This is a genomic window from Comamonas sp. BIGb0152 (assembly GCF_024809975.1).
Taxonomy (GTDB): domain Bacteria; phylum Pseudomonadota; class Gammaproteobacteria; order Burkholderiales; family Burkholderiaceae_C; genus Comamonas.
In genome coordinates, this window is record NZ_JANUDY010000014.1 from 20,587 (window position 1) to 32,815 (window position 12,229).

11 protein-coding genes are annotated in these 12,229 nt (G+C 64.8%); 6 read left to right on the forward strand and 5 right to left on the reverse strand.

The window, feature by feature from the left end:
• Nucleotides 1-17 precede the first annotated feature (17 nt).
• Together M2375_RS21185 and M2375_RS21190 are read left to right on the forward strand one after the other, a co-directional pair.
• Nucleotides 18-1,019 carry a DUF2157 domain-containing protein gene (locus M2375_RS21185; protein WP_259170238.1) on the forward strand — a complete coding sequence of 334 codons (1,002 nt, stop codon included), beginning with the start codon at nucleotides 18-20 and terminating at the stop codon, nucleotides 1,017-1,019.
• Nucleotides 1,019-2,848, forward strand: coding sequence for a GDYXXLXY domain-containing protein (locus tag M2375_RS21190; RefSeq protein ID WP_259170239.1), 1,830 nt, complete (start codon nucleotides 1,019-1,021; stop codon nucleotides 2,846-2,848). The genes M2375_RS21185 and M2375_RS21190 overlap by 1 nt, the downstream gene beginning before the upstream one ends.
• Nucleotides 2,849-2,891: 43 nt before the next feature.
• On the opposite strand, the gene M2375_RS21195 is transcribed toward M2375_RS21190, so the two are convergent.
• On the reverse strand, nucleotides 2,892-4,118 hold the full coding sequence (locus M2375_RS21195; protein WP_404979363.1) for a mechanosensitive ion channel family protein: 1,227 nt from the start codon (nucleotides 4,116-4,118) through the stop codon (nucleotides 2,892-2,894).
• A 276-nt stretch (nucleotides 4,119-4,394) separates the two neighbouring features.
• Between M2375_RS21195 and leuS the strand changes: the two genes are divergently transcribed.
• The 4 genes from leuS (at nucleotide 4,395) to M2375_RS21215 (ending at nucleotide 9,204) form a co-directional block, all read left to right on the forward strand.
• On the forward strand, nucleotides 4,395-7,061 hold the full coding sequence (gene leuS, locus M2375_RS21200; RefSeq protein ID WP_259170241.1) for a leucine--tRNA ligase: 2,667 nt from the start codon (nucleotides 4,395-4,397) through the stop codon (nucleotides 7,059-7,061).
• A gap of 5 nt (nucleotides 7,062-7,066) precedes the next feature.
• Nucleotides 7,067-7,579, forward strand: coding sequence for an LPS assembly lipoprotein LptE (gene lptE / locus M2375_RS21205; RefSeq protein WP_259170242.1), 513 nt, complete (start codon nucleotides 7,067-7,069; stop codon nucleotides 7,577-7,579).
• Between the two features lie 40 nt (nucleotides 7,580-7,619).
• Nucleotides 7,620-8,672, forward strand: a complete 1,053-nt coding sequence (gene holA / locus M2375_RS21210) for a DNA polymerase III subunit delta (RefSeq protein WP_259170243.1) — start codon at nucleotides 7,620-7,622, stop codon at nucleotides 8,670-8,672.
• Nucleotides 8,673-8,808: 136 nt separating this feature from the next.
• A complete protein-coding gene (locus M2375_RS21215) occupies nucleotides 8,809-9,204 on the forward strand; it encodes a VOC family protein (RefSeq protein ID WP_259170302.1) in 396 nt (131 codons plus the stop codon).
• Here the strand turns inward: M2375_RS21215 and M2375_RS21220 are convergent.
• Genes M2375_RS21220 through M2375_RS21235 form a run of 4 tightly spaced genes read right to left on the reverse strand, consistent with a single transcriptional unit; the run spans nucleotide 9,201 to nucleotide 12,221 of the window.
• The gene (locus tag M2375_RS21220; RefSeq protein ID WP_259170244.1) at nucleotides 9,201-9,842 is read right to left on the reverse strand and encodes a hypothetical protein; all 642 of its coding nucleotides are present in this window, start codon (nucleotides 9,840-9,842) and stop codon (nucleotides 9,201-9,203) included. The genes M2375_RS21215 and M2375_RS21220 overlap by 4 nt on opposite strands.
• Complete coding sequence (locus tag M2375_RS21225; RefSeq protein ID WP_259170245.1) at nucleotides 9,842-10,360, reverse strand: carboxymuconolactone decarboxylase family protein; 519 nt, start codon at nucleotides 10,358-10,360, stop codon at nucleotides 9,842-9,844. Before M2375_RS21225 ends, M2375_RS21220 begins: the two co-directional genes overlap by 1 nt.
• Before the next feature lie 15 nt (nucleotides 10,361-10,375).
• Complete coding sequence (locus M2375_RS21230; protein WP_259170246.1) at nucleotides 10,376-11,362, reverse strand: tripartite tricarboxylate transporter substrate binding protein; 987 nt, start codon at nucleotides 11,360-11,362, stop codon at nucleotides 10,376-10,378.
• 25 nt (nucleotides 11,363-11,387) lie between these two features.
• Complete coding sequence (locus M2375_RS21235; RefSeq protein WP_259170247.1) at nucleotides 11,388-12,221, reverse strand: SDR family NAD(P)-dependent oxidoreductase; 834 nt, start codon at nucleotides 12,219-12,221, stop codon at nucleotides 11,388-11,390.
• Between the last annotated feature and the right edge of the window lie 8 nt (nucleotides 12,222-12,229).

Genomic DNA, 12,229 nt, shown 5'->3' on the forward strand with positions numbered 1-12,229 from the left:
CCAACGAGGAATAACGGATGGACTCCACCCTGTACCAGGTCAGCGCCGAGTCGGCGCCCGGCGACCCGCGCATAGCACCGCTTTATGCACTGGTCGTCTCTGCAGGCACGCCGGATGGCCTGGCCCGCAAGCTGCGCGCCGGCCTGCTGCTGGTGGCCGCCCTCTTGGTCGCCAGCGGGCTCATCTTCTGGGTGGCGGCCAACTGGCAGAATCAATCGCGCTGGTTCAAGCTCGGCCTGATCGAAGGCACGCTGGCGCTGTCCGTACTGGCCGCCTGCCTGTGGCCACGCCTGCGGCTGGCGGCCCTGCTGTGCGCCACCTTGGTGCTGGGCGGCCTGCTGGCCTATGTGGGCCAGACCTACCAGACCGGGGCCGACGCCTGGCAGCTGTTTGCTGCCTGGGCCGCGCTGGCGCTGATCTGGGTGGCACTGGCCGCCAGCGATCTGCTGTGGTGTGTCTGGGTGCTGATCGTCGCCGCCGCCATCGTCTTCTGGACTGGCAAGCTCGACCTGTGGCAGGTGCTGCTCGCCGACCGCGACAGCTTTGCGCAGCTGATGCTGCGCCTGGCGCTCTGGCTGGCCTTGGCGCTGGTGCCGATGCTGGTCTACGCCGTGCCCGCCTTGCGGGTGCGCGGCGGCATGGGATGGTGGTCACACCGCCTGGCGCTGGGCCTGGCCTTGGCGGCCTGGTCGGCCATCGCCACCGTGCAGTTGTTTGACCATGCCACGCGCCAAATGATGGTGGCGTTCTTGCTCAGTGGTGCCTTGGTCGCCGCCAGCCTGCTGCTGTCGCTGTTCAGCCGTTTTCGCGACTTTATCTGCACCTGCCTGGCCACCTTGGCAGCCAATGTGCTGGTGCTGTCTTTGATTGCCCGCTGGATATTCGAGTGGCATGAAACCGAGGCCTTGCTGGCCTTTGCCGTGGTGGTGATGGTCTGCCTGGGCGGCTCGGTCAAAGCTTTGATTACCGCGCAGCACTACCTGCATGCCCAGCAGCGCAATAGCCAGGAGGTGCTGTGATGGCCAACCGTCCTTTGTCATTCCTGCATTCTGCGCCCGCCTGGTGGGCCCCGGCGCGCCAGCAAGGCCTGGTCCACGGCGATGCACCCGCCCCTGATTTGCAAGAGCCCTCGGTCTTGGTGCTGGCCCTCGCCATGCTGGGGGCCATTGCCAGCCTGGTGCCGCTGGCCGTGTTCCTGGCCCTGTCGCTGGGCGAACGCTTTTTGTTGGGCCCCGGCGGCGTGGTACTCGGCCTGGTGTTTTTGGCAGTTGCCGGTGGTGTGCTGCACAAGGCCCGCCATGCATTCATGAACTGTGTGGCCCTGGTGCTGTGGTGCACCGGTGGCCTGTTGGTGTTGGTCAACCTGGGCGATGTGGCCGACTCCCGCCTGGGTCTGCTGCTGATTGGCGCAGTATCGGCGCTGGTGCTGATGCTGGGCGCGGCACTGGCACAGATGCGCTGGATGCAGTCGTTGATGGGCCTGGGTTGGGGCATGGCCGTGGTGGTCAGCCTGATGGCGCTGCAGTCCTGGCTGCCGGGCTTGCTGGCGCTGCAGCTCGATGCCCTGATCCCCGCCCTGCTCTGGTGCCTGTGGCTGCGTGGCGAACCCGCGCGCCTGGCAGCGCCTGCGCAGCGCTGGTCCCAGCCGCGCTGGGCCGCCTTTGCCGATGCCGCCATCGTCGGCGTGCTGATCAGCAACTTCGCCTCGGGTTACGTCGCCCGCGCGATCTTCTGGGAGCACAGTGGCGACATCATCACCTGGGCCTTCCCAGCGGGGCGCGGACTGGCCGTCGTGGTGGTGGCTTTGTCGACCTGGATGCTGGCCCAGCAATGGCGCGCGCGGGGCAGCACCGAGCGCCATGGCGAGCGCAGCGTGCTGCTGGCGGGTGCCCTGCTGGCGGTGGCAGCCTGGTTCAGCACCGGTCTGGCCGTCGTAGGCCTGGTGGCTGCGGGCGCCTTGCTGGCCGCGCGCTGGCGCATTGCGGTGCTGTGCGCGCTGCTGGCGCTGGTCGCCCTGGGCCAGTTCTACTATCACCTGGGCTGGTCACTCGCGGCCAAGGGCCTGGGGTTGGCCTTGGCAGGCGCCGTGCTGTTGGCCTGTCTCTGGGCTTTGCGGCGCACGGCGGATGTGCACGCCGCTGGCGCGGCCGACGGTCTTCATGCCGTGCCCGTGCGCCGGCTGCAATGGGTTGGCCTGCTGGTCGGCGCACTGCTGGCCCTGGGCCTGGTGAACTGGGATGTTCGCGGCAAGGAGCAGGTGATTGCCCAGGGCCAGCGCATCCTCGTGCCGCTGATTCCGGTGGACCCGCGCTCGTTGATGCAGGGCGACTACATGGCGCTCAACTTTGCACTGCCCTTTGAGATGCGCGAAAAGCTCAAGGACATCGTCAGCCCCAGCCAGCTGGTGCGCGCCAGCATCGACGAGCAAGGCGTGGCCACCATCGACACCTTGCTGAAAGATACGGACACGCTGAAAAAGGGCGAGGTGGCTTTGCCGCTTAAACGGCTCAAGGGCCAGTGGGTGCTGGTCACCGATGCCTACTTTTTCCCCGAAGGCCAGGGCCGGCATTTTGAGCAGACCCGCTATGGCGACTTCCGCGTGCTGCCCGATGGCCGCGCGCTGCTGGTGGGTCTGGCCGATGCCGATGGCCAGCCGGTGCTACCCCTGCCGGGCGCATCCATCTGGGACAGCCCGCTGGCCACCAGCGCCCGTATTGCAGCGCCTGACGCGACAAGCGCCGATAGCGAAGCGCCGGTGGCCGATGAGGCAACGCAGCCTGTGGCCGTGGAACCCGAGCCCCTGCCGCAGGCCGTAGCGCCAGCACCTGCGCAAGCTTCGCGCCGCTAAACGGGGGCCGCGAACACCGGCCCGCCGGGCTGGCACCCGCAGATCAACGCTGCAGTGCCTGCACTTCGTGCTGGCGCAGGGCCACTTGCATGTCATTGCCCGAGGGCACCTGGAACACGCGCAGGCCAAACTCCGGCAGGATGGCGATCAGGTGGTCAAAAATATCGCCCTGGATCTCCTCGTACTCCAGCCAGGCGGTGGTATCGGTAAAGGCATAGATCTCCAGCGGCGAGCCCTGGTTGGTGGGCTCCATCGCACGAGCCATCAAGGTCATGTCCTTGCGCAGCTTGGGGTGGGCCTGCAGATAGGCATTGCAGTAGGCGCGGTAGGTGCCGATATTGGTGAGCTGGCGCAGGTTGACGATCTCATCGGCCATGTCCGGGGCCTTGGCCGAGAAATCCTGGTTGTAGGCGGTGATCTCTGCGAGCTTGCCCTGCAGGTAAGGGCGCAGCACGGCGATCTGGCTCAGCTCGGTGATTTCAGCGCGGGTCAGAAAGCGCACCGAGGTGGTATCGATGCACAAGGGCCGCTTGATGCGGCGGCCGCCGGACTCCGACATGCCGCGCCAGTTCTTGAAGCTGTCGCTCATCAGCCGCCAGGTGGGAATGGTGGTGATGGTGTTGTCCCAGTTGCGGACCTTGACGGTGTTGAGCGCCATGTCCACCACAGCACCATCGGCACCGACCTGGTTCATCTCCAGCCAATCGCCCACGCGCAGAATGTCGTTGCTGGCCAGTTGCACACCGGCGGTAAACGACAGGATGGTGTCCTTGAACACCAGCATCAGCACCGCCGACATGGCACCCAGACCGCTCAGCAGAATGAGCGGGGAGCGGTCGATCAAGGTCGCCACCATCACGATTCCCGCGACCACCATCACCAGCATCTTGCCCAGCTGCACATAGCTTTTGACCGAACGCGTGCTTTGCTCGGCCTCCAGCTGGCTCTCATTGGCTTCCTGGATGCTGTCCATCACCGCGCAGAGCAGGCGTGCCACCTGCAGTGCCGTGATGGCAATGGCCACATTGCGGATCACCGTGCTGGCGACAAGCGGCAGGTGCGGTACGGCGGCAATGCCGGTCTGAACCACCAGGGAGGGCACGATCTGCGCCATGCTCACCAAAATGCGGTTGTCGAGCAAGGTGCGCAGCCAAGCTGCGCTCAGGTTGGAGCGAAAGCGCGGCACCACCTGCAGCAGCGCCATGCGCACGGCCAGACGCAGTGCATAGGCCAGCAGCACCAGGGCCACAAGGCCAGCGGCGGTCTGCATCCAGGGTTCGAATTGGTCCAGGGTATCCCAAGTCACGAGGCAAAGTCCTTTCAAAGACGGAAGGCGAAGAACGCCGGCACTGCACTAAGGAGCGCAGACGGTGACGATATTTGCTATCGACAAGGCAATATTCATTTATTTTTACATAAGGCGTAAAACCGCACCCCAGGCTGCGGCACTCGCCGTTCACGGGCAATGGCGATGGGCCTACAATCTTTGCCCAAATGACCTCGCCCCGGAAAGCCCGTGGGCGGCCGCTTTTTCCTGACCAGTTCCATGCAAGAAAAATACAACCACTCCGACGTAGAAGCCGCCGCGCAAAGCCAGTGGCAAGCCCAAGATGCCTACCGCGTGTCCGAGGACGCGGGCAAGAAAAAGTTCTACGCCTGCTCCATGCTGCCCTACCCTAGCGGCAAGCTGCACATGGGCCATGTGCGCAACTACACCATCAACGACATGCTCACGCGCCAGCTGCGCATGCAGGGCTACAACGTGCTGATGCCCATGGGCTGGGATGCCTTTGGTCTGCCGGCAGAGAACGCCGCGATCAAGAACAGCGTGCCGCCTGCGCAGTGGACCTACGACAACATCGCCTACATGAAAAAGCAGATGCAGGCGATGGGTCTGGCGATCGACTGGAGCCGTGAAGTGGCGACCTGCGACCCCGACTACTACAAGTGGAACCAGTGGCTGTTCCTCAAGATGCTGGACAAGGGCATCGCCTACCGCAAGACCCAGACCGTGAACTGGGACCCTGTCGACCAGACCGTGCTGGCCAACGAGCAGGTGATCGACGGCCGAGGCTGGCGCACCGGCGCGCTGGTGGAAAAGCGCGAGATCCCGGGCTACTACCTGGCCATCACCCAGTACGCGCAAGAGCTGCTGGACCATGTGCAGATGGGCAATGACAAGGCGACCCTGACCGGCTGGCCCGACAAGGTGCGCCTGATGCAGGAAAACTGGATCGGCAAGAGCGCTGGTGTGCGCTTTGCGTTCACGCACGGCATCCAGGGTGCCGATGGCGCGCTCATCGGTGACGGCAAGATGTATGTCTTCACCACGCGCGCCGACACCATCATGGGCGTGACCTTCTGCGCCGTGGCGCCCGAGCACCCGCTGGCCACGCAGGCAGCGGCGTCCAAGCCGGAGCTGGCAGCCTTCATCGAAGAATGCAAAAAGGGCGGCACCACCGAGGCCGAACTCGCCGTCAAGGAAAAGGAAGGCAAGCCCACGGGCCTGTTCGTCACCCACCCCATCACCGGTGCGCAGGTGGAGGTATGGATCGGCAACTATGTGCTGATGAGCTATGGCGATGGCGCCGTGATGGGCGTGCCCGCCCACGACGAGCGCGACTTTGCGTTTGCCAACAAGTACGGCCTGCCAATCCAGCAAGTGGTGGCCGTCGAAGGTGAAGGCGCCTACGACAGCCAGCAATGGCAGGACTGGTACGGCGACAAGGAACGCGGCGTGCTCATGCAGTCCGGCGACTTCAATGGCCTGCACTACAAGGATGGCGTGCAAGCGGTGGCCAAGGCACTTGAAGCCAAGGGCCTGGGCGAGCTGAAAACCACCTGGCGTCTGCGCGATTGGGGCGTGAGCCGCCAGCGCTACTGGGGCACCCCCATCCCGATCATCCACTGCGAAGACTGTGGCGCCCAGCCCGTGCCTGAGAAGGACCTGCCGGTCGTTCTGCCGCAAGACCTGGTGCCCGATGGCTCGGGCAACCCGCTGATCAAGAGCGAAGCCTTCCACGCCGGCGTGGTCTGCCCCTGCTGCGGCAAGCCGGCCCGCCGCGAGACCGACACCATGGACACCTTTGTGGACTCGTCCTGGTACTTCATGCGCTATTGCGATGCCAAGAACAGCGAGAAGATGGTGGCTGACGGCGCCGATTACTGGATGCCCATGGACCAGTACATCGGTGGCATTGAACACGCGATCCTGCACCTGCTGTACGCACGCTTTTGGACCAAGGTCATGCGCGACCTGGGCCTGGTCAAGTTCGATGAGCCATTTACCAAGCTGCTGACGCAGGGCATGGTATTGCGCGGCGCGTTCTCGCAAAAGCTGCCCACAGGCGCCAAGGCGTACTACTGGGAGCATGAAGTCGATGTCATCACCAATGACAACGGTGTAGTGATTGGTGGCACGCTCAAAGCCGATGGGTCGACACTCGATTACGAGATGACGACCATGTCCAAGTCCAAGAACAACGGCGTTGACCCGCAGGACCTGATCGAGAAGTACGGCGCCGATACCGCGCGCCTGTACACCATGTTCACCGCGCCGCCCGAGCTGACCTTGGAGTGGAACGAGTCGGCCGTCGAAGGCAGCTACCGCTTCCTGCGCCGCGTCTACAACTTTGGCAGCAAGCTGCATGCGCCTGAGTTTGACGCCGCCCGTGCGCAAGCGGCCAGCGCCGCAAACGCCGATTTTGGCAAGGAAGCCAAGGCCCTGCGCCTGGAGATCCACACCGTGCTCAAGCAAGTGGCCTATGACTACAGCCGCATGCAGTACAACACCGTGGTCTCGGGCGCGATGAAGATGATCAACGCGCTGGAAGACTTCAAGGCCGTGGACAGCGAAGGCGGCCGCGCCGCGCTGGTCGAGGGCTTTGGCATTTTGCTGCGCGCGCTCTACCCGGCCACCCCCCACCTCACGCAAGTGCTGTGGGACACGCTGGACTACCAGCAAGCGCTCGGCGGCCTGCTGGACGCCGCCTGGCCCGAGGTTGATGCCCAGGCGCTGGTGCAAGACGAGATCGAGCTGATGCTGCAGGTCAACGGCAAGCTGCGCGGCTCCATCATCGTGGCCGCCGGTGCTGACAAAGCCACCATTGAAGCGGCAGCTTTGGCCAATGAAGACTTCCACAAAATCGCCAATGGCGCGGTGCCCAAGAAAGTCATCATCGTGCCGGGCCGCCTGGTGAACGTGGTAGTCTAAGCGCCATGCAAAAACGCACGCTGCTTACTGCCCTGGCAAGCGTGCCGCTGCTGGCGGCATGCGGCTTCAAACTGCGCGGATCGGTGGATTTCGCCTTCAAATCGCTGTATTTGAACGGCAGCGCCAATTCCGCTTTCCTCAAAGAGCTGCAACGCCACCTGGAGGCGGCTGGCAGCCTGCAGGTGCTGCGCAACCCCGGTGAGGCCACGCAGGCCGAGGCCATCTTTGATGACCTGGGCCAGCGCCGCGAGCGGGTCGTGGTCTCGCGCAACGCCGCCGGCGAAGTGCGCGAGCTGCAGATCCGCCTGATCACGCGCTTTCGGGTGCGCGACGCCAAGGGCGGCATCTATGTGCCCGATTCCGAGCTGATGCAGTACCGCGAAATCAGCTACGTGGAAACCTACGCGCTCTCGAAGGCCAACGAAGAAGAGATGCTCTACCGCAATATGCAGACCGACATCGTTCAGCAGATTGTGCGGCGCCTGGCCATCGTCAAGACCGTCACCCCCACTGAATGACAAGCACTGCGGCAACGCAGCGCTGGAAGCGCGATCAAGCATGCAAGTGCCGTTGAACCAGTTGACTGCCCAGTTGGGCAAGGGGCTTCGGTCCCTGTACACCGTGTATGGCGATGAGGCCCTGCTGGTGCAAGAGGCCGTGGACGCCATCCGCGCCAGCGCACGCGCCAACGGCTACACCGAGCGCAACAGCTTTACCGTCGCCGGTGCCCATTTCGACTGGAGCGCGGTGCTGGCGGCGGGCGGCAGCCTGAGCCTGTTTGCCGACAAGCAGATCATTGAAGTGCGCATCCCCAGCGGCAAGCCCGGCAAGGATGGCAGCACGGCGCTGCAGCAGCTGGTCAGCAGCAGCGTGGACAACGACAGCACCTTGACCATCGTCATCCTGCCGCGCCTGGACAAGGCCACCAAGACGGGCGCCTGGTTCGCGGCGCTGGACGCCAACGGCATCACTCTGCAGGTCGACAGCATCGAGCGCGCCGCCCTGCCCGCCTGGATTGCCCAGCGCCTGCAGCGGCAGGAGCAGCATGTCAAAGCCGGTGAAGAAGGCCAGCGCACCCTGGCCTTTTTTGCCGACCGGGTCGAGGGCAACCTGCTCGCTGCCCACCAGGAAATTCAAAAGCTCGGCCTGCTCTACCCAGCCGGTGAGCTGGGCTTTGAGCAGGTTGAGCAAGCGGTGCTGAATGTTGCCCGCTACGACGTGTTCAAGCTCTCGGACGCCGTGCTCTCCGGCCAGGTGCTGCGCACCGAGCGCATGCTCAACGGCCTGCAGGCCGAGGGCGAGGCCGAGGTGCTGGTGCACTGGGCGCTGGCCGAAGACATCCGCGCGATGAAGCGGGTCAAGGATGCCCTGCGCAACGGCCGGCCCATGCCGATGGCCCTGCGCGAGAACCGGGTCTGGGGCAACAAGGAGCGCCATTTTGAGCGCGTGCTGCCCCGCATCAGCGATGCCACCGTCGCCCGACTGCTGCACTCGGCCCATGCGGTCGATGGCATCGTCAAGGGCCTGAAGGTGCCCGAATGGCCGGCCAATGGCTGGCAGGCGCTGCACCGCCTGGCCTTGCAAACCTGCAAGGCCTGCACCAGCCGCTAAGAACCTGTTCAAAGGGCTCTCTGCAAAACTCCCGGCCTTGGTCTGTGCACGCGGTCTCGGGCGATCCACAAGCGCTGCATGGCCAGCGGGTGCGGTCTCAGAATCTTTTCTAAAAAAGGCGCTCACCATGCAAGCACTGCAGTTTGGCTACACCATCGTCTATGTGCCCGATGTCGCGGCATCGCTGGCTTTTTTCTCGCAGGCCTTTGGCATCGCCACCCGTTTTCTGCACCCCTCGGGCAGCTACGGTGAGCTGGACACCGGCGCCACCACCCTGGCCTTTGCCGACCATGCGCTGGGCCATGCCAACTTCAGCGGCGGCCATGTGGCCGCGTCCGAATCGGCCCAGCCGCTGGGGGTAGAGATTGCGCTGGTCAGCAGCGATGTGGCCCTGGCCTATGCCAGCGCGTTGGCGGCCGGCGCTACGGCGCTCGCCGCACCCACCACCAAGCCCTGGGGCCAGGTGGTGGCCTATGTGCGCTGCCCGGATGGCACGCTGGTGGAACTCTGCTCACCAGTGGCCGGCGCCTAGCTTATCGCCTTCACCAGCGGCTGCGCATCAAACATCGTGCGCCGCGTGTTGGTGAAATGGGGCCGCACGCGCGCGCTCCAGTCTGTACCCCGCACCGCCAACCAGGCCGGGCAGCCCATTACCTCGGCATTCACCAGGTCATAGCAGGCCAAGGACAGCGGGCCGTGGTCCAGGTTCAGGTAGCGAAAGGCCTGGGCGGTGCCAGCCACGGCGGCCAGGCCGGGCAGATGCTCCTGGTCATACCAGGCAAACAGGTCGTCCTGCCAACCCGCTTCGGGGTCCATCTCCACAGCGTAGTGCACGGGCGTGGCCTCGCCGTTGGACGGACCGATACAGTGCATCACCAGCTGCAGGCGTGATAGTTCGCAAGCCGCCAGGCCGGCCATGCCCGCGCCCTGCAAACGGCGCTCGGCCTGCGCCGTTTGCTCGGCGCTCAACGGCTGCGGGCTGCCGAGCTGGAAGTACAGATAAGCCACGCCCTGCGGCTGCTGGGCGACTCGCACCAGGCGCAGGTCAAGGTGCAAGACAGCAAAGTCCTGGCGCAGCAGCGCCAACGCGGCCTGCGCCAGCGCAGTGCCGGTTTCATGCGCCGCTGGCGTGCAGCGCAGCAGCAGGCTGTCGATAAGCAGTGTCGGCATCAGTGGCCAATCTCAAAAGCGTTCAAGAAGCGCGACACCATGTTGTAGGCGCCAATGGTGGCAAACAGCTCCACCTGTTCTTGCGCATTGAAGCGGGCGGCCACCTGTGCAAACAGCGGCTCGGGCACCTGCAGATCGCGGGTGAGCGCATCGGTGACCGCAATGGCCAGCTGCTGCAGCGCATCCCATGCCGGGCTGGCAGTGCTGCGGGTATCGCGCGTCGCATCAATCGCGGCCTGCGACACACCGGCTTTGAGCGCATGGGGCACATGGGCATCGAACTCATACGCAGCCTGGTTGAGCATGGCCACCCGCAAGATGACCAGCTCGCGCAGCCCCGCATCGATGCTGCTGTAGTTGCGCACGGCGGACAGCATCTGCTCCCAGCCTTTGGCAATGGCGGGGCTGTGCAGCAACACCTGGTAGAGCGGCGAGATGCGGCCGCGCTCGGCGCGTATCTGTTGCTCCAACTCCGCCAGCGCACTGCGGGTGCCTGGCTCAATCGCTTCAATGCGCATGGCAGTCTTTCAATCTCAATCGGGGGTGATGCGGTTGCGGCGGATGATGGCGGTCCACTTGTCGGTATCGGCCGCCAGCTGCTGGGCCAGGGCCTCAGGGCTGGATCCCACCACCTCGGCACCCGAGGCCTCGATCTTGCGCTGCACATCGGGCGCATGCAAGGCCGCATGGATGGCGCGGCTCAAAGCGGCGGCCACCGGGGCGCTGGTGCCCTTGGGCGCAAACACGGCGTACCAGTTGTTCGAGTCCACACCTTTGTAGCCCAGCTCGTCAAAGGTCGGCACGTTCGGGTAGCGGGCGCTGCGCTTGGCAGCGGCAATGCCCACGGGCCGGAACTTGCCACTGTCGATGGCGCCCACCAGGCCGGGAATATCACCAAAGAAGCCATCGACATGGCCGGCCATCAGGTCGGTAATGGCGGGGGCCGCGCCCTTGTAGGGCACATGCATCAAATTGAGGCCAGCCGATTCATTGAGCTGGATGGCTGCCAGGTGCGGCACGCTGCCGGTGCCCGACGAGGCCATGGTCATCGGCTTGTCCTTGCGCTGGCTGGCGGCCTGCACAAAGTCTTTGGCGTCCTTGAAGCTGGTCTGCGCGTTGACCACCATGATCTCCACGTTGTTGACCACCAGCGACACGGGCACCAGGTCGCTGGTGGGCTTGTAGTTCAGCTTGGGGTAGAGGGCGGGGTTGATGGCCACCGCGCCCACGCTGGTGAGCCACAGGGTCTTGCCATCGGGTGCGGAGCGGATCACGCTGTCAGCGGCAATCGCGCCATTGGCTCCCGGCTTGTTTTCCACAATCACCGGGTGGCCCAATTCCTTGGCCAGCTGCTGCGACATGCTGCGCGCAATAAAGTCCACCGGCCCCCCGGGCGGAAAAGCCACCAGCAGGCGCGTCATCTCGCTTTGCGCCATGGCGCTGCTGGCGCAACCCAGCGCGGTGCCCAGCACGGCAGCGTGCAGCCACTGGCGGGCTGCGGGAAAGGCTTGGAATCTCATCGTTGTCTCCTTCAATAATCTTGCTTTATCCGCAGCGCACGGTCATACCGCCGTCCACCACAATCTCGGTGCCCGTCACAAAGCGTGATTCATCACAGGCCAAAAACAGCGCCGCGTTGGCGGTGTCGCGCCCATCGCCCATAAAGGGCAGCGGAATACGCGCCTGGCGCTGGGCCAGCAGGGCCTCGACATCGCCACCGGCGCGCTGGCCGGCCAGACGGGTCTCCACCATGGGCGTGTGCAACTGGCCGGGCACGACGGTGTTCACGCGGATGCTGTGCGGCGCATACTGCACGGCCAGCACCTTGGAGAACTGGATCACCGCGGCCTTGCTCGATGCATAAGCAATCTGCGCCGCACCGGTCCAGCGCATGCCCGAGGTCGATGAGATATTCACGATGCTGCCGGCTCCCTGCGCCTGCATCAGCGGCAGCACCGCCTTGCAGCACAGAAACACGCTTTTGAGGTTGTAGTCCAGCTGGGCATCCCAGACCGCTTCGTCCATCTCGACCGGCCCGCCTTTGGCCGAGCCGCCCACGTTGTTGACCAGCACATCGATGCGTCCGAGCGCCGTCTGGCAGGCCTGCACCGATGCCGCGATCGAGGCCGCATCCATCACATCGCAATGGCCCGCCACAAACTGGCCGCCCGCGCTGCGGATACTGGCTTCGGTCTCGCGCAGTGCGTCGGCATTGCGGTCCACGCCAAACACCAGCGCGCCTTCCTGCGCAAAGCGGATCGCCGTCGCGCGGCCATTGCCCCAGCCCGCGCCAGCCGCCCCGGCACCGGTGATATAGACCACCTTGCCGGCCAGCCGGCCATGCGGGTTGACGGGGGTGTTGGCATCAAAAATCGCCATGCTTTTTT